The organism is Pseudoalteromonas sp. AOP7-A1-14 (genome assembly GCF_052376275.1).
In the GTDB taxonomy this organism is placed as follows: domain Bacteria; phylum Pseudomonadota; class Gammaproteobacteria; order Enterobacterales; family Alteromonadaceae; genus Pseudoalteromonas.
In genome coordinates, this window is sequence record NZ_JBQSVO010000009.1 from 22826 (window position 1) to 41805 (window position 18980).

The following is an 18980-nucleotide window of genomic DNA, read 5'->3' on the forward strand; positions in this document are numbered from 1 at the left end:
TTCAAAATTAATACCCACTTAACCAGTCTAATAGCTATTTCAACAATTTTTATTACTTATTACAACTAGTAATTTTACCTATAACACTCAAGCTATTGTTTTTAAATAAATATGAATGAGAAATTATGAATCTTATTGACTCCTTCCTATTTGCCAAAAATATCAGGACAATTAGCAACTAAATAATACTAAGCATAAAATTAGGAATGATTCCAAATGTTGCAAAGACGTCTGAACTCACTAATCATTGTGGTGATGCTAACAATCAGTATTACCAGCAATAAAAGTTATGCATGGGGGCAGAATGGTCACCGCATCATTGCTAAAATTGCTGAGCAGCACTTAACACTAAAAACAAAAAAAGCCTTAATCCCCCTACTTGAAAGTGAATCTTTACCACAAATATCAACTTGGCCTGATGAAATGCGATCTGACCCTGCTAATTTTTGGCAAAAGAAATCATCCCGTTGGCATTATATAAACTTTGAGCCTAGCACTTCACCTAGTACCTTCCTTGATTCTTCAGATAACCAACATACTCACACTAAAGACACCGTAAGTAATATTTTACAAGGCATGCAATACGCAATTGCAACGCTAAAAAAAGTGGATAGCAGTGCTGATGAAAAGCGTTTCGCATTGCGATTTTTAGTGCATTTAGTCGGTGATAGTCATCAACCATTTCATGCCGGACGAGGCGAAGACCGCGGTGGTAATAGGATTGAGATCAATTACTTCGGTGAAAAATCCAATCTGCATAGCCTGTGGGACACTAAAATAATAGAAAGTAAAAACCTATCATATACAGAATTTGCAGATTTTATAAATACAGATAACGCCAGCTTAATAGCAGAGTACCTTAAAAGCACACCACAAGGCTGGCTGATCGAATCGCATCATATAGCTGAATCAATCTATAAAAAAAATGTAACAGACATAGATTACAATTATCTCTATACCAATTTACCAATAATAAAAACTCGCCTACAACAAGGTGGAATTAGACTCGCTGGTTTATTAAATATGTTATTTGATGAGTCAGCACAACCGTTAGTCAGTGCACTAAAGATGCAAACTAACAATCATATTAAATACTAAACAACCTTTAACACGGGAAACAACATAATGAATAAGCTTCGTCTTTCGAAATTAACTGGGGCAGTTATTCTAGCCTTAGGTGTTTCAACAAGCGTAATGGCTGCTGATACCTCGTCTGCAATGCGTGGTAAAATTACGACACCTTCTGGTGCAAACGCTGCCAACGTTAAAATTAAAGTAATCCACCAACCTACAGGCACAGTAAGTGAATTAACCACGAATGAAAGTGGTACTTTTATTGCCAACGGTTTACGTGTTGGTGGCCCTTATACTGTGTTAATTGATTCTGACACACATAATGATGCTATGGTTGAGAATATTTACCTAGAACTGGGTGACACTTACCGTTTACAAGAGCAACTCGGCTCGTTAGCGATGGAAAAAATTGAAGTTTCTGGTTATAAAATAGTACAACAGTCAGGTGGTTCTAGTAGTGTATTTGGTGAAGACACTATCAGCAATATGCCTAGCTTCAATCGCGATATTAAAGATATTGCGCGCTTAAATCCATTGGCGAGCATTAATGGTAGCGGCGAATTAACATTTGCAGGTAACAACCCGCGTACTAACAGCTTAACGGTTGATGGCATTGGCCAAAACGATGATTTTGGTCTTAACTATGGAGGCTACCCTACAGCCCAACCTCCTGTTGCTCTTGACGCAATTGAGCAAATCTCTGTTGATGTATCGCCTTTTTCGGCATCTAAAGGTAACTTTGGTGGTGGCACAATCAACGCCGTAACAAAATCTGGTACTAATGAGTTTAAGTTCTCAGGCTTTTACGAAATTTCAACACCTGATATGGCAGGCGACGTAGACAGTATTTCACAAGTTTATGCTGATGGTAGCCCAGTCCTTGATGAAGATGGCCACAGAACTTACAGTGTTTCGCAAGTTGAACCTATCCAATCTGAAGAGCGTTTTGGTTTTAATGTAGGCGGTCCACTCATCGAGGATAAGTTATTTTATTTTGTTAACTACAATAGCTGGAAAAGTGAGCTTGACTTAGACTATGGTTTTGAAGGCTCAGGTGCTGCCAACGAGTATAATGTATCACAAGAGCAATATAATGCCTTTTTATCAACGCTTGACTCAGTTTATGGCATGCAAGACTCGCTTGGTGGCGACCCTGAAGATACCAATGAGACTTTACTTGTAAAACTAAGCTGGAATGTAAATGACGATCATCGCTTAGATTTTACATACCAATGGCAAGACGACCAAGATGAGCATAACTTTGGTACTGGTGGCGACACAGTTTCTATGGCATCAAACCGTTATACTTACGCAACTAAGTTTAATAACTTTTCTACTAAGTTATATTCAGACTGGAATGAGAACTTTTCAAGTGAAATTGGTATTGCCTATAAAGACGTTACATCTAACAGCGTAACTAACTCTTCTATTGGTAGTGTAAAAGTTGAAGAGTACTATAGAGGTCCTGCTTATCAGTTTGGTACTGATCAATATCGCCATGCGAATGAATCATCAACTGAAAACCTAACGCTTACTTTCGATGGTACTTACTTATTAGAGGAACATGAACTTGAGTTTGGTATTAAGTATGAGTCACTAAATCTCTATAACTTATTTGCTGCTAACTCACTAGGTTCTTGGGAATTTGATAGCTTAGATGGGTTTGCAAATCGTGAAGTGGGTAACTACGACGGTGAATATGACTTTACTTACAGCAATGCTTACACCAATAACTCTGATGACACAGCATATGATGCAACACGTAGCCAGCTTGCAATCTACATTGAAGATACGTTCTACATTGGCGATGATTTAGAAGTTAATGCCGGCCTTCGTTATGAACGTCTAGCATCTGATGACAAACCAACTTTTAATGAAAACTTCTACAATACGTATGGTTTCAGTAATCAAGAAAACCTTGACGGATTAGATATCATTCTTCCACGTGTTGGCTTCAAATATTACGCAACTGAAGCATTGACTATTAGCGGTGGTATTGGTCGCTTCCAAGGTGGTATCCCAAATGTTTGGTATAATAACTCATACCAAAAAGACGGTATAACTTTAGTTGACGCACCTGCAAGTGTTATAGATGGTTATTATGCTAATAACCCAGCCGACATCACGCAAGTACCAGGTGTAATTCAAGACTCGTTAGTAAAAGGCGCTGGTAGTACAAACTACATTGATCCTAACTTTGAGTTACCATCAAGCATTCGTACCCAAGTTGGTTTTGAATATGATTTTGATTCAGAGCTTTTCGGTAATGGTTTTAAATGGCAAGCAGAGATTGCTTACCATAAAAAAGAAAATGAAGCGGTATGGCACAATACAGCTATTACCCCAGTTGGCACAACGGCTGATGGTGAGCGTGTAATTAACGAAAGTATTTACACTGGTGATTTGCAAGATAACTTTGATATTGCTATGACTAACTCATCTGAAGATGGTCGTTCAGTAATCTTCTCAACTGCGCTTGCTAAAGAATGGGATAACGGTCTGTATATATCTACAAGCTATGCACACCAAGACATCACAGAAGCTTCATCAGGTTCATCTTCACAAGCACAAAGTAACTACCTTTACAACGTGACTAAAAATCGTAATGAAGATTTAGCACAACGTGGGTCTTATGAAGTTGAACATAGCTTTAAAATAAACGTCAGTTACCACACTGAGTTCTTTGCGGGCTACAACACTAAATTTGATGTTTATTTTGAGCGTCGTTCAGGCCGTCCGTTTAGCTATACAATGGGTATGCATAACGATGGTGACCTAGGTGATACTCGTGACTTTCATTCAAGCTCTGCATACTTAGCGTACATCCCTACAGGTGCTGATGATCCAAATGTAAATTGGGCTGAATCAGATATGTCTTGGGCTGAACTTGAAACATTACTTAACCGCGCAGGAATCTCTGAGCGCGGTGAAATTCTCGATCGTAATACTGGGACTCAGCCTTGGGTTACCACCATGGATATTAGCGTTAAACAAGAAATTCCTGGGTTTGCTAAAGGTCACAGTGGTGAAGTTTATTTCATGATTGATAACTTTGCTAACTTACTTAATAGTGATTGGGGTGTTGAAAAGCGTCTTGGCTATACAGAGCAAGCCCTTTATGATTTCACAGGCTTAGATGATGAAGGTCGTTATTTAATCGAAGCTAAGTACAACGGCTCTGACGTTCGTAACTATAGCGAAATTGATACTGCAGCATCTGCTTGGCAAGCTAAAATTGGTGTTAGCTACAGATTCTAAAGCTAATATAATGCTACCTATACTAAAAACCCGTTTTTAAACGGGTTTTTTTATAGCTGTAATTCCATTTTTCATTATATTGTCACAATTAATTATTAAAATTTCGCATAGTTCAATTAAAACTCGATAAATAAGTATTTTGTTCTAAACTATTTTTATTACAAAATTATATACATTGTAATTTTTTTGTAATGAAAAGACAGGTATAATTAACTTGTTTGGATAATCCAAATTAATACTAAAAAAACATAATACCTTACACGGGAAAAACATAATGAAAATTCAATTGCGCAAAACAACCCTTTCACTTGCTATTGCAGCTTGTGTTGGCGCTAGTGGTGCTGCTTTTGCAAATGAAACTGCATCATCTGTAAAAGGTCAAATCACAGGTCCTAGTGGCAACCCTGCTACAGGCACCGAAATTACTATTATCCACTTACCATCAGGTTCAACGAAAACAACAACAGTAAATGAACAAGGTAACTTTTCTTCAAAAGGTTTACGCGTTGGTGGTCCTTATAAAATCATTGTAGACTCTGACCAGTACGAAGATACTCAGCTTAATGACGTTTACCTAACACTTGGTCAAACCTACCCTGTAACTGTTGCACTTAGCACACAGCAAATGGAGCAGATTGTAGTAAGTGGGGCTCCAATAAGTGCTCAATCAGGTAGCACAGGCCCTGCTTCTCACTTCACATTAGAAGATCTAGAAAGCAAGCCAGCTATAAATCGTGATCTTAAAGATATTATTCGTGCCGACCCACGTATTTATATCGATGAAACAAATGCAGGTGCAATTAACTGTGGTGGTGGTAACCCGCGCTTTAACAGCTTAACTGTTGACGGTATGCGTATGAACGATAACTTCGGTTTGAATTCAAGCGGTTACCCAACAGAAAGAATGCCATTCTCTTTCGATTCTATTGCGCAAGTAGCCGTTGAACTTGCCCCATTTGACGTGCAATACGGCGGCTTTACTTCTTGTAATATTAACGCTGTAACCAAATCTGGCACAAATGAAATCACCGGTGGATTTTTCTACGACTATACAAATGACTCAATGTCTGGTGATTCAATTGAAGGCACAAAACAAGACTTAGGTAATTACTCTGAAAAACGCTATGGCTTTAACGTAGGCCTACCGCTAATTGAAGATAAATTATTCTTATTCACTTCATATGAAAAGCTTGAAGGCGCAGAGATATTTAACTATACCCCTTTTGCGAATGGTCGTATTGATCAAGCAACTATTGACCAAGTAACGCAAATTGCGATTAATAATTACAACTATGACCCTGGTACTATGGTGCCAAGCATGCCAGTTGAAGATGAAAAAATCTTAGTGAAATTAGATTGGAACATCAATGAAGATCACCGTGCAAGTTTTGTTTATAATTATAATGATGGCTTTAGCCTATCTCAATCAGATGCCGACTCAAATGAGATTGCACTATCGAATCATTTTTATGAGCGTGGCGCTGAACTACAATCTTATGTGGCATCAGTTTATTCAGATTGGACAGATGACTTTTCAACTGAAGTACGAGTAGGTTATTCAAAATTAGATAACCGTCAAAACTCACTTGATACAGCCTCAGGTTTTGGTGAGTTCAGAGTAGACACAGGTGACATTGATATTTATATGGGTCCAGATGACTCTCGCCAAGCAAACGTTCTTAACTATGATAATTTATCGCTAAAACTAGCGGGTACTTACTATCTAGAGGACCACGAAATATCATTTGGATATGAACGTGAAGAACTCGATGTTTTCAATTTATTTGTACAACACACTGAAGGTGAATACCGCTTCAGCTCAATTGAAGACTTTGAAAACGGGATTGCCAAAGTTTACTATGGTAATGCTGCCAGCCAAAACCCTAATGACGCTGCGGGCGAGTTCTCTTATGCATTAAATACCTTATATGCTCAAGACAAATATGAGTTAATCGACTACGATATTACGATCACCGCAGGTCTTCGTTACGATTGGTATACAAGTGATGATACTCCTACCTATAATCAAAATTTTGAAGACCGTTATCTTTATTCAAATAGTCAAAACCTTGATGGTGTAGATTTACTACAACCACGTTTAGGCATTAACTGGATTTACAACGATCAACTAGAATTACGCGGTGGTATCGGCTTATATTCAGGCGGTAACCCAAATGTATGGATATCAAACAGCTATTCAAATGATGGTGTACGTAACATCCAAGTAGACCAAAGTGACCTGCAAATCCTTGGCCCTGATGCTGTAGCCTTTAATGGCACAGGTCAGCCTGGATATGATATTCCACAAGATTTATTTGATGCTGTTGGTCAAGGTGGTGCAGATGCCGACGTAAATGTAACTGATCCTGACTTTGAAATTCCATCAGAATGGAAATTTTCTTTAGGTGGTACTTACATCACCGAAACAGATTATGTGTTTAATATTGATTACCTTTACACTGATAAGCAAGATTCAGCGATATTTAAAAATATTTCATACGATCAAACAGGTACTGCACCGGATGGACGTCCTATTTATAATGGAGGATCGGACTTCTTATTAACCAATGTTGAAGGTGATGATGCTTACTCGCACGTACTTTCTCTAGCAATGAATAAATCTTTTGATAACGGCATAGATTTAGCTCTGTCATATGCATACACAGTGTCAAAAGATGTTAGCCCAATGACCAGCTCGGTGGCATTTTCTAACTATCATTACGTTGCAGTATCTGACTCAGAAAACCCAGGTGTTGCTACATCAAATTACGAAATTCCACACCGTTTCACTATGTCACTAGGGTATAGCCATGAACTATTTGATGGTTATGAAACTAAGTTCAATTTATTCGGCCAAGCACAACAAACATCACCTTATTCTTACGGGTTTGATAATAGCACCTATGATCTGGGTTATAATGACGCTGCTCGACAGCTACTATATGTACCAACATTAGATGACTCAAAAGTCGTATATGGTGCTGATTTTGATCAAGCAGCCTTTAATGAATGGGTTGAAAGTGAAGGTCTAACACGCGGTAAAATTAACAGCCGTAACAGTATTGATGGTGACTGGTGGGTTACGTTTGACTTTAAAGTTGAGCAAGAGTTTATGGGCTTTGGCGATGGCCAAAAAGGCTCAGCTTACTTTGTTATCAAAAACATCGGTAACATGTTGAATGACGACTGGGGCGTTCTTAAAAGCGGTAGTTCATTACAAAGTGCCGTAACGACAGAAATTGTTAATGGTCAATATGTTTATACCAACTTTAATGACCCTGTAGGCGCAAGCGTAGATGTTAAGCCATCACTTTGGGAGATGCGTGTTGGTGTTAAATACACATTCTAATTTGCTAATCTAATTTAACAAATTAAAGTAACTTTAAAGCCCATCATGTTGATGGGCTTTTTGTTTTACTCGTTTAATTTACCATTTAACTTATCTAAGCAACTAAGCAGTGTCTGATACTCATTTTGATTTAAAGCCGCTAGGATATGTTTCTCCCATGCTAAAGCCGCAGGCGCTAACTGCTGATACAAACTCATCCCTTGTTCACTTAACTTTAATAGACTTGCTCGCTTGTCATTAGGGTCAACTAAACTAACTATATAGTGCTTTTCAATTAGAGCTTTAATTGCTCGTGATACTGTAGATTTATCCATTGACGCTTGCTCACACAAGGCTTTAGCGTGGCTTTGGCCATACTGGGCTAAGTTAAATAATATCCGCCACTGCGCAGTGGTTAAATTACTCTTATGTTGATACACATGGGAAAAATCTTCGCTCATTTTAGTCGCTAAATTGACTAAGCGGTAAGGTAAAAAAGTTTCCAGATCCAATGCCATAGTTTTTTCTCTATTAAATTATTACATCCGTCTAATGCTGTACGAAAATATTTACACTAGTAAGATAGCTTACGTTTGAAGTTACTCTCACTTGAGAGTATCTTACAGTAAAACACAAAGGAGTCGAGTGATGACCAGTGAATTAAAATACATGACCGGGTTTGGCAATGAGTTTGAAACCGAAGCACTACCTGGTGCATTACCTATCGGCCAATTCAGTCCGCAAAAAGTGAAATACGAGTTATACACAGAACAATTTAGTACCACTGCTTTTACTGCGCCGCGCTCAGATAACCGTCGCTCGTGGATGTATCGTATTCGCCCGTCCGTTGTACAAGGAGATTATAGCCCTATTGATAACGGTTTAATTCGCACCGCACCAATCACTGAAATACCTACGCCACCAGCGATGCTTCGTTGGAACCCAATAGATATTCCTACCGCACCAACAGACTTTATTGATGGTTTAGTGACGATAGCTGCCAATGGTAATGCAAATGGTCAAACTGGTATTGGTATTCACGTATATGTAGCTAACAAATCAATGAGCGAGCGTTATTTTTATAACGCCGATGGCGAAATGTTATTCGTGCCACAACTAGGCGAGTTATTAATTAAAACCGAATGCGGCAATCTCACGATTAAAGCGGGTGAAATTGCGGTGATCCCACGCGGCCTTAAATTTCAGGTGATATTGCTTACCAAGAACACCAGAGGGTATATTTGTGAAAACTATGGCCATAATTTTGTACTGCCTGAACGCGGCCCTGTCGGTGCTAACGGCTACGCTAACGACCGTGACTTTCATTATCCGGTTGCTGCCTTTGAAGATAAACAAGGTAAGTTTGAACTAGTTGCTAAATTTAACGGTAATATGTTTCGTTGTGATATTAGCCACTCCCCGCTTGATGTAGTCGCTTGGACAGGCAATAGCGCGCCCTATAAGTATAACTTATCCCGCTTTAATGTAATAAATACGGTAAGCTTTGATCACCCTGATCCATCTATTTTTACCGTATTGACTTCCCCGTCGAGTACAGAAGGTGTCGCTAATATTGATTTTGCTATTTTCCCACCACGCTGGATGGTGGCAGAAAATACCTTCCGCCCGCCTTATTATCATCGCAATGTTATGAGTGAGTTTATGGGCTTAATTGAAGGGGTGTACGACGCCAAAGAAGACGGCTTTGTACCTGGCGGTATGAGCTTGCATAATTGTATGTCGCCACATGGACCTGAGGCTGATGTATTTGAAAAAGCCTCAAATGCAGAACTTGAGCCACAACGGTACGACAACACCTTAGCCTTTATGTTTGAGTCTCGCTATATTATTTCACCAACTAAATACGCCCTAGAAGGCAAGGAGCGCCAACCTAACTATACTGATTGCTGGCGCACTATTAAAAAACATTTTACTGAGGATTTAACATGAAGCTTTATACTTATTTTCGCTCATCAGCCGCTTACCGCGTTCGTATCGCACTTAATTTAAAAGCTATTGAGCATGAGTTAATCACAGTAAACTTATTAAAATCAGAGCATCAGAGTGAGCAGTACTTATCTAAGAATCTACATGGTTTATTGCCTACTATTGAAACAGAGCAAGGTATGCTAGCCCAATCAATGGCTATCTTAGAATATCTTGAAGAGGCGTACCCAGATACACCATTACTAGTTGGAAGCGCATGGCAAAAGGCACACATTCGTAGCTTTTGTCATGCCATAGCTTGTGATATCCACCCGGTTGATAACCTGCGAGTACTAAAGTATTTAAGTAATGAGCTCGCTGTTGGTGATGAAGCTAAGAATACGTGGTATCGCCATTGGGTTGAACTGGGATTCGAAAAGCTAGAACAACAAATTGATGCAAATAACACTTATTGTTTTGGTGATACAATAACCCTTGCTGATGTTTGTTTAGCGCCACAAGTATTTAACGCTTATCGTTTTAAGGTTGATATGACTGCTTACCCTAAAATAGCAGCCATCTATGAGCGTTGTAATAAATTAGCTGCATTTAGTGATGCCGCACCACAAAACCAGCCGGATGCGACATAATTTATTAACGACCCAGTGCGCTGTGCAGTACACTGATATGTTCAATTAAATCTAAGCCCAGATCAGTTAAATAGCCGCCATCTGGGCTATCTATAATGCCTTTATCAAATAACCTCTGTGCAGCATTTTTTAAACTTTCATCAGCATCTGCGTGCAACTTAATACCTTGCATTTTACTGCTACGAGGAAATTTAGCTAACAGTGTAAATTCGTCAATCATAGTTTGCTTAAATTGCATGTGTTCACCTTGTTTTTAGAAAAGCTTTAAAAAATTATTTATTTTGTTAATTTTTTACCAAATCAGTCTAAAGCCCAAAACAACTGATTTTAATACATTTAATTGCAATTGAGCCTAGTATTTTTTGGTTACTCGGGTATAAGCTTAGTGTAGTTATTTTTTAATGCAAAGGCTTAACATGCGGAATTTAATAATTTTAGGCGTTTGTTTTTCAGGCTTAATTTACTCATCTAATAGTTTTAGCAATAATCAAAGATCCACTCTCTATTCAGATGCCAGTAACAAGCTTACTAACTAGAACGTTTGTTGGTATGAAGATAAGCGTTACAGTCAAGACGCGATTATTTTAATGGCAGATGCACAAATTATTTGTAGTGCAAAAAATCTTAATCATAATAAAAGTGAGCTAAGTTGGCCTATGTTAAGCGAGCAAGGTGAGATTATTTACCCAAAGGCGGCCAAAACTATTCGGGTTAACTGATTGGTATCAATATCTAGTTAGGCTACAATAACGACGTCTTTTATAACGTTACAGTGAATTATGAACCAGCAACCAAACAACCCGTTACATGGGGTAAAACTTGAAACCATTTTAGTTGAACTTGAACATAAGCTTGGCTGGACAACAATGGGAAAAGAAGTCGACATTCGCTGTTTCACTCACGACCCGAGCGTAAAGTCGAGCCTTAAGTTTCTGCGTAAAACCCCCTGGGCTCGCGATAAAGTAGAGCAGCTTTACTTAAATACGTTTCATACCGACCCAGAACCAAATGGCTTTGTTTGGCCTAGTATAAAAAAGTAGTTAGCTGCAGTTTGCCTGCTAAAATTTAGATTACTTCAGCACTAACTACATTAAGCGATGCTGGTACGATTTCAATTATCAGCTTTTCAGTTTCTCTTGTCTCGCCATCAAGTACATATTTAATAGGCTCCTCGGCGGTTATCTCGACTTTTTTAGCGTTGGTGTGATGTGAGTTTATCGCTAAATGTGTTTGCGTCATGCTGCTAAAGACAAGCTCAGCAATACTTAATGGATTAGTTGAGGCGTCTTTCCCTGGCGTTAACCAATTTACATCAAGTAAACCATCATTATGATCTGGCTGTCCGCCGCCTTGCGCTAATAAGGTGGTAAACGGGGCTGCATTAGCAACGATCAGGCTATTTGTATGAATTTCTTGAGGCTCAGCATCATCAAGTTTGACCATAAAACTTCGCGCTTTTCTCTCACCTAATGCCTGCCAAAACCCTTGCAAATAAGCAAATTGACCAGAAGTATTTTTAGCCTCTCGATCAGCTTTTTCAATCATTTGTTGCTCAAAGCCTATGCCCGCTAATAATAACATCAAATCGTCATTACAATACGCAGTATCAATGCGATTAGATTGTCCATCAATAATTAATTCACAAGCTTGCTCAACTGGAATAATTTTAGAGCTAAGACCCATTAAAACATGTGCCAATGCATTGGCGGTACCAAATGGGATGATACCCAATTTGCAGTTGGTGTTTACCACTACACTTGCCACCTCAGCAACCGTGCCGTCACCACCACAAGCAATGATCATATCAGGGTTTTCTTTCATCGCTTCTTTAGCAAGCGCAATCCCACTGCGCTCAGGCGTTGTGAGCATCACTTTTAGATTATAATAAGCCGATAAGCGCGCGATAATTAAATGTTCTTTTTGTTCCCACATTCTAGTCCCAGACACTGGGTTGACAATTAAGTAAGCCTTATTTTTAATCAATAACTCGCCCTTTTTATGGCGTCTTAATAAGTGCCCTAATTGACGCTTATTTAAGTTTGCAGTTTCACGGGTTTCTTTTATTTGTGCTAATACTTGGTGTGCATCTGCATCTTTATTTTTGCTTAACAAATAAGCAGCCATTACAAACACCGAGCGACCTCGCCCAAGCGCACAATGCACAATAACCCGGCGATCTTTTTTTACATGATGATCAATCCAGTTAATTGCTTGATTTAACTGAGATCGAGTAGGTACGCTGTGATCTAATACCGGAATATTCAAGTAATTAATATTCTCTTGAGTAGATGTCCATTCAAGTCCATCAAACTCACAGGTTACATCTAGAATAGCGGTGATCCCTTCTTCTTTAATTGTTTCTATATCTGATGGGAATAATCGACAGGCTAAAAATAAATGTTCGTTAATTTGTTGCAATGGCGGCACTTTGTCATGCTTACGCGACCAAGCATTATAAAGTTGCGCCCCTAATAAAAAAGGCACAAATGCCCAGCGTATATAAAAAGGAATAACTCCATTTTCACGTTTGCGAAAAATTTTCGCGATATCAAAAATGTATGCACCGCCCACAAGAGTTAACGATAAAGCAGTCCAATAAAAAAATAAGGAAAAATGAATTGATTGCACCTGTAAACCCGCAATCAAAAGTAAAAAAGCAAAGCTTAAATAGCTTACCGCAGCCCACATAGCCACTCCTTGTTATAATTTATTCGATTCAAACACAGTTTTATTAGCTTTAAGTATAGCTATTGCAATAAATACACCAATCATTATAAGCGTAGAAAACAACTAAAAAACTGTTTTTTAATAAAAATTAAAATAAAAATACCCTCTATGAAATAAATTTTAAGTCGTTGGGAGTTATTTACACTTATATATAGCAATTTTACCTAGTTTATCAAAGTTACAACTAATTACTTTTTATAATAACTAAATTAGTCACTTGCTAAGTAGTATAAAACTGCTAATCTTTTCACGGAAAAGAATTATTTATGCAAAGGTTTTCCATAATTTACTTACTTTATTTGCATCCAAATTAAGCCCTCGCACGTTTATTAACTAAGAAGAAAAAAGGAACTCTATGGACACTGATGAATTATTGCCTTTGCTAAGCGCGACAGCACAAGGCGACAAACGCGCTTTTGCGAAGCTATATGAGACAACCAGAGCGGTAAGTTATTTGCCATTAGTTTGAAAATGCTTACCAACAGAGCTCACGCTGAAGAAGCTTTGCAGGACGCATTTGTTAAAATATGGCATAACGCATCGGAGTATCAAGTTAATAAAGGCACCGTTATTTCATGGATGATCAGTATTGTTCGCTATCGTAGTTTAGACTCCTTACGTTATCATAAAGTACGCAAAGAGCAGTCTTTAGATGACGACGATCATGCGTATTCAGATACTCACGAATCACCTTTAGATATTGATTACGAAGATAAAAGCAAACTCGTAGATTGCATAGAGCAACTAGATGAACAGCAAAAACAAGCGATCCACTTAGCTTATTATAAAGGACTTACCCATAATGAGTTAGTTGATCATATTGAAACCCCGCTTGGCACAGTAAAAAGCTGGATCAGACGAGGCCTTCAACAGTTGCAGAGGTGCTTAGCATTATGAATTATGATAATCAACAACTTATCGATATGCTGGCCGCAGAGTATGTATTGGGGACTCTTAAAGGCTCAGCTAGAAAACGTTTTCAGCGCTTAATGCTTTCATCTACCCGTGTTCGCGAAGCAACTTGGGTATGGGAACAGCATTTAAATAATCTTGCCCGTTCGATTAAATCGGTACCACCTGACAACCACGTTTGGGATACTATTTCTCGTCGTATAAGCCATCAAGCAATACATGAACCGAATGTTATTACACCTAAAGCAAGTATTTGGCGAGTGTGGTCATTAATTGCAACAGCAGCCAGCATTATATTGGCCTTAATTATTTGGCAACCACAAGCCCCTATACAAGAGGCCAGTGGTCCTATAGCCCTATTTAAAGACGAAACTGAACAATCCTTATGGTTTATTAATGTTGATGAAAAGCAACTAACGGTGCGTGCTACTCAACAGCTAGTTGCTCGTAACGATAAGGATTATCAGCTCTGGATGATTTTAAAGGGCCAAGAGACGCCTATATCATTAGGTATTTTACCTAAAGATGGAGTTATTGAACTTAATAAGCACAGTCGTTTTAACGCACAAAGTATCGCATTGCTTGCGGTTAGTTTAGAGCCATTAGGTGGTTCACCCAATGGGTTACCTACCGAAGTACTTTACACCACAGAGCTGGTTATTCTATAAACCTAATAAAAAAGCCAATAATAATTTTGGCTTTTTTTATTTAACAAAATCAAAGGGAAAAATTAATATAAGTAAGGGCTACAAATTAATTTACTTTTTTATTATTTTTTTTGCATCCAATTAACATGTTAAGGCGTATTTAATAGTGACTTCAATCAAAACTAAAGGACCAAGTCATGAAAGCTCTAACTCCGTCAATATTAGCAGTTATAGTATGCAGTACCTTTGTTAGTGTTCCTAGTGTGGCATCAAGCCATCGTGAAGCACCAAATATTAGCCGCTTTCCAACTCTAGACTCTACCGACTTTTATGCATTTAATAGTTACGAAGAAGGCCGTGGTGATTATGTCACACTAATAGCCAACTACATTCCACTTCAAGATGGTTATGGTGGACCTAATTACTTTGCAATGGACCCAGATGCAACTTATAGCATTCACATCGACAATGATGGGGACGCCGTTGAAGATATTACTTTTGCGTTTAACTTTAAAAGTATGCTGCCTAACGACAACGAAGGCGTAGCCTTAACCGTTGGACCTGAAGATAATCAACGTACTGTTGCTGTACCACTAAAAAATATCGGTGGCGTTGCTGCAGGTGATGACTCAGCGGTCAACTTTAGCGAATCATATACTATGAGTATGATCACCGGGCCTATGCGCACAGGTAATAAAGCCGCGCTTACAAATAGCACTACAAGTACTAACGACTTTGGTAAACCACTTGACTATATCGGTGATAAAACATTTAGTTCAATGCAAGGATACAAAAGCTACGCAGACCAATTTGTTTACAATGTTAGTATTCCAGGCTGTGAAGGAATGGCAAAAGTGTTTGTTGGTCAACGTAAAGACCCATTTGTAGTAAACCTTGGAAAAACCTTTGATTTAGTAAATTATGTACCTGTTGAAGGCGATAGTGCCCCAGGTGCTGGTGATGGAGGTGGTTTTCCAGGGGGCATTACACAAGACTCTGAAAATGATGATCTAGCTGATAAAAACGTAACTGCGATAGCAGTTGAAGTACCTAAAACCTGTGTAACAGGTGAAGGGAATGGCACTATTGGTACATGGACAACAGCAAGTCTTCCACAGGCTCGTATTTTAAACCCAAATGCTAAGTTTGCTAAAAATGCGGTTAATGGTGGAGCGCTTACCCAAGTATCGCGTTTAGGTAATCCACTAGTAAATGAATTAGTTATCGGCTTAAAAGATAAAGATACCTTTTCAAGCTCACACCCTAAAGATGATGGTCAATTTATTGATTACGTAACTCATCCTTCACTTCCTGAATTATTAAATATTTTATTTAAAGATGCAGTGAATTCGACACTAGGTGCAAACATTGAAACACTAGCGCCCACTAACTTCCCACGTAATGACTTAGTTACTGCGTTTTTAACGGGATTCGAAGGAGTAAACCAATTAGCGACAGTAACGGGTGCTGAAATGCTACGTTTAAACACTGGTATTGCCGCTAAATCGCAGTCTGAGCAATCAGCATTTGGTGTTGCTGGTGATGACTTAGCTGGTTTCCCAAATGGTCGTCGTCCTGGTGATGACGTAGTTGATATTGCCCTGCGTGTAGTGATGGGTCGTTTATGTTATCCAGTGCCAGTAAATGGAACTGATACAGACCTTGGTCTATGTACTACTGATGACGCAAGCGTTGGTAATGTACCATTTACAGATGGCGCCCCTATTGATGCAAGCATGATGGATGTTAGCTTTCCATATCTTGCAACACCACTTGCAGGGTCTAAATAAGGAGCATAACAATGCGTAATTTTAAATTATCACATTATGCCATTCTCCTTGCAGCATTAGCATTAACAGCTTGTAGCGATGATGACAAAAAAAATGCAACACCAACAGCAACTGATGCAATGGTAACCACCCAAACAGAAGTCGCTATTACTGACATGCTTGACGGCTCTGATCCCGATGGCGATGACCTTACTTACTCACTCGCAACTGAGCCAATGTTAGGTATGGTTGTTGTTAACACTGACGGTAGTTATACCTACACGCCTAATGCAGAAGCAACAGGCACAGACAGCTTTAAGTTTGCAGTAAGTGATGGTGTAAACCCCCAAGTAACCGCCATGGTTAATATCACAATCGAAGCACTTCAAGTTGACTTTGCTGAATTTGGGCGCGCTGCATTTAATCAGCAAGCAACCGATGAACCATTGAGTATCAATGGTCGAGCATTTACTAACACCGATAACACAGGTGACTTTGATGGTTTGCTGAACGGTAATTAGGACTTAACTAATTCTTATATTTTAGGATATTAGCTTAGTGGGCCATGGATGGCTTTTTAAAAAGGATCTCACTAAATGTATTATAAATGTCTTTATTTTAGCAGTTTATTACTTTGTCATTCAGTATTAGCTGCCCCTACGACCCCGAAAGATAACGATATTATCGCCACATCAATGAATATACAAACAGCCCAGTTATCTGTTTCAGAACTTCATCAACTCGTAATAGCAAGCCAATATGTAGGTCAAACAGAAGTTCGCCAAGGCTTATTAAAAAACCAACTAAAAAAACTTTTTTCGCAATCTCCTTCGCCTCAAACTGGCTATCTTTACGCGCGAGTACTACAACGTGAGCACCAATTTGATGAAGCGCTAAGAATTACTGAGTCTGTACTTAATATGGATGATAGCCATATTAATACCCGCCTTTTACGAGCCAATATCTTAATGGTTAAAGGTGAATTTAACAAAGCAAAAAAACAGTGCTTAACACTTTTAGGAATAGCCGCAACAGAAATCGTGACCATCTGCACAACAGATGTGCTCAGCCAAAATGGTCAACTTGCACAAAGCTATCAAAGCCTAAAAAACAGTATTCCAATCAGTAAGCAAACATTAAATAGCCAACACCTGCTGGCAGAAATGGCTTTTAGGCTTAACAAGCCAAGCCAAGCACTATCACATATAAATAACGTTGAGTTAAATCAAGCCCCTGTTAGTTTGGTTGTTTTATGGGCTGATATTCAATTAGCTTTAGGCGCTGAGCAACTTATTTTAAGCACCCTCCCCAAATTAACGAACGATCCACTGAATTTAGAAGATGCGTTATTACTACGTTTAGCCATAGCGGAGAAAAATATTACCGATAAAAACGAATGGCAACAACGTATGTCCAAGCGTGTTGAACTTAGAGAATTACGCCAAGATACTTTCCACGCCAGCGACTTAGCTTTATATTATTTAAGTATTGATAAACAAACAGAAAAAGCACTTTATTGGGCAAACATAAACTGGCAACAAGCTAAACTCGATGCCGACAAACAACTACTAAGCCAAGCTAAAGAGGCATCACTATGAAAATACTCAAAGCCCTTATTGGCTGCAGCTTATTTTTTTGCTCCTTTGCCCAAGCCCACCAGCTAAGCACTGCTTACCTTACTTTAAATAGTTCAGATCAACAGCAATTCAATGGGGCATGGCAAGTTCCCGTTACTGACTTAGAACAAACGATAGCATTTGATTTAAATCAAGATGGGCAAATAGCATGGTACGAAATCAAAGCCAAAGGCATTGCAATTAACGAATATATACAAAGCCATATTAGCGCAGATATAAGCGGTGAAAGCTGCCCTTTAAAAAGCAGTAAAGCTATACAACTTGATAGCCACTTCAACCAACCTTATTTAGTGCTACCCATAAGCATAGATTGCCCAAATGAAGGCGCGCTGAGTCTTAATTACACCGTACTTTTTGACGTTGATGCTAATCATAAAGTTATTGTTACAGTGGATGATCAAACCCGCGTAATAAGTGCCACAAAAACCCAGCAAGTTTTTGATTTTACAACCTCAAGCTACCTTGAAACCTTTAACCAATATGTTTATCAAGGAGTTCTGCACATTTGGCTAGGTCTTGATCATATTTTATTTTTAATTGCCTTATTACTAACGTGTGTATTAATGCGTAAAAACAAAAAGTGGCAGGGTATTGATTCTAAAGTAGCTATTTTCAAACACACAGCATGGATTATCACCGCTTTTACCCTTGCCCACTCCATCACCTTAACAGCAACTGCAATGGATTTAGTTTCACCTAATAGCCGTTGGGTAGAGTTGGGTATTGCTATCTCGGTGTTGTTTGCAGCGCTTAATAATATTTGGCCGCTGATTGTACGTCTAGGCTGGGTAACCTTTGCCTTTGGTTTATTGCATGGTATGGGTTTTGCGAGCGTACTCGGCGAACTGGGTTTATCAAGTGATTACCAATTACTCAGTGTATTAGCGTTTAATTTAGGAGTGGAAATAGGCCAGCTGGCTATTTTAGTTGCTGCTCTGCCAATACTTATCCTAGCAAGAAACCATAACTGGTATCAAAAATGGGTGATGCCAGCGGGTTCAATAGTTATCGCGCTTATAGCAATAAAGTGGTCTATAGAGCGCATTTGATAG

The 18980-nt window shown here is 38.8% G+C and carries 14 protein-coding genes and 2 pseudogenes; 13 read left to right on the forward strand and 3 right to left on the reverse strand.

Features of this window, described 5'->3' with window-relative positions; translation table 11 throughout:
- Positions 1–216: 216 nt before the first annotated feature.
- From ACT3RM_RS03015 to ACT3RM_RS03025, 3 genes are all read left to right on the forward strand, one after another.
- A complete protein-coding gene (locus ACT3RM_RS03015; protein WP_441994711.1) occupies positions 217–1098 on the forward strand; it encodes a S1/P1 nuclease in 882 nt (293 codons plus the stop codon).
- 27 nt (positions 1099–1125) lie between these two features.
- Complete coding sequence (locus ACT3RM_RS03020) at positions 1126–4332, forward strand: TonB-dependent receptor (RefSeq protein WP_441994712.1); 3207 nt, start codon at positions 1126–1128, stop codon at positions 4330–4332.
- Positions 4333–4606: 274 nt separating this feature from the next.
- Positions 4607–7681 (forward strand): TonB-dependent receptor, encoded by a 3075-nt coding sequence (locus ACT3RM_RS03025; RefSeq protein WP_441994713.1) that lies wholly within the window; start codon positions 4607–4609, stop codon positions 7679–7681.
- 65 nt (positions 7682–7746) lie between these two features.
- On the opposite strand, the gene ACT3RM_RS03030 is transcribed toward ACT3RM_RS03025, so the two are convergent.
- Entirely contained in the window at positions 7747–8178 is a 432-nt protein-coding gene (locus tag ACT3RM_RS03030; protein ID WP_441994714.1) for a MarR family winged helix-turn-helix transcriptional regulator, read from the reverse strand.
- 130 nt (positions 8179–8308) lie between these two features.
- On the opposite strand from ACT3RM_RS03030, the gene hmgA reads away from it, so the two are divergent.
- Together hmgA and maiA are read left to right on the forward strand one after the other, a co-directional pair.
- Positions 8309–9610 carry a homogentisate 1,2-dioxygenase gene (hmgA, locus tag ACT3RM_RS03035; protein ID WP_441994715.1) on the forward strand — a complete coding sequence of 434 codons (1302 nt, stop codon included), beginning with the start codon at positions 8309–8311 and terminating at the stop codon, positions 9608–9610.
- Positions 9607–10236 (forward strand): maleylacetoacetate isomerase, encoded by a 630-nt coding sequence (gene maiA, locus ACT3RM_RS03040; protein WP_441994716.1) that lies wholly within the window; start codon positions 9607–9609, stop codon positions 10234–10236. The genes hmgA and maiA overlap by 4 nt, the downstream gene beginning before the upstream one ends.
- Before the next feature lie 4 nt (positions 10237–10240).
- Here the strand turns inward: maiA and ACT3RM_RS03045 are convergent, their stop codons facing one another.
- Complete coding sequence (locus ACT3RM_RS03045) at positions 10241–10474, reverse strand: TIGR02647 family protein (RefSeq protein WP_441994717.1); 234 nt, start codon at positions 10472–10474, stop codon at positions 10241–10243.
- A 313-nt stretch (positions 10475–10787) separates the two neighbouring features.
- Between ACT3RM_RS03045 and ACT3RM_RS03050 the strand changes: the two are divergent.
- Both ACT3RM_RS03050 and ACT3RM_RS03055 read left to right on the forward strand, forming a co-directional pair.
- Positions 10788–10955 (forward strand): annotated as a pseudogene (locus ACT3RM_RS03050) (DUF1496 domain-containing protein); the annotation flags it as partial.
- 60 nt (positions 10956–11015) lie between these two features.
- Positions 11016–11276, forward strand: coding sequence for a VF530 family DNA-binding protein (locus ACT3RM_RS03055; protein WP_441834868.1), 261 nt, complete (start codon positions 11016–11018; stop codon positions 11274–11276).
- A 25-nt stretch (positions 11277–11301) separates the two neighbouring features.
- Here ACT3RM_RS03055 and ACT3RM_RS03060 read toward each other — a convergent pair whose 3' ends face one another.
- Positions 11302–12924 (reverse strand): diacylglycerol kinase family protein, encoded by a 1623-nt coding sequence (locus tag ACT3RM_RS03060; protein WP_441834867.1) that lies wholly within the window; start codon positions 12922–12924, stop codon positions 11302–11304.
- 394 nt (positions 12925–13318) lie between these two features.
- On the opposite strand from ACT3RM_RS03060, the pseudogene ACT3RM_RS03065 reads away from it, so the two are divergent.
- The 6 genes and pseudogenes from ACT3RM_RS03065 (at position 13319) to ACT3RM_RS03090 (ending at position 18977) form a co-directional block, all read left to right on the forward strand.
- Positions 13319–13860 (forward strand): annotated as a pseudogene (locus ACT3RM_RS03065) (sigma-70 family RNA polymerase sigma factor).
- On the forward strand, positions 13857–14543 hold the full coding sequence (locus ACT3RM_RS03070) for an anti-sigma factor (protein WP_441834865.1): 687 nt from the start codon (positions 13857–13859) through the stop codon (positions 14541–14543). Before ACT3RM_RS03065 ends, ACT3RM_RS03070 begins: the two are co-directional and overlap by 4 nt.
- A 176-nt stretch (positions 14544–14719) precedes the next feature.
- Entirely contained in the window at positions 14720–16312 is a 1593-nt protein-coding gene (locus tag ACT3RM_RS03075) for a DUF4331 domain-containing protein (protein WP_441992920.1), read from the forward strand.
- A gap of 11 nt (positions 16313–16323) precedes the next feature.
- Positions 16324–16812, forward strand: coding sequence for an Ig-like domain-containing protein (locus ACT3RM_RS03080; RefSeq protein ID WP_441834863.1), 489 nt, complete (start codon positions 16324–16326; stop codon positions 16810–16812).
- Between the two features lie 75 nt (positions 16813–16887).
- Positions 16888–17889, forward strand: coding sequence for a tetratricopeptide repeat protein (locus tag ACT3RM_RS03085; RefSeq protein WP_441834862.1), 1002 nt, complete (start codon positions 16888–16890; stop codon positions 17887–17889).
- Positions 17886–18977 (forward strand): HupE/UreJ family protein, encoded by a 1092-nt coding sequence (locus ACT3RM_RS03090; RefSeq protein WP_441834861.1) that lies wholly within the window; start codon positions 17886–17888, stop codon positions 18975–18977. Before ACT3RM_RS03085 ends, ACT3RM_RS03090 begins: the two co-directional genes overlap by 4 nt.
- The last annotated feature ends 3 nt before the right edge of the window (positions 18978–18980 follow it).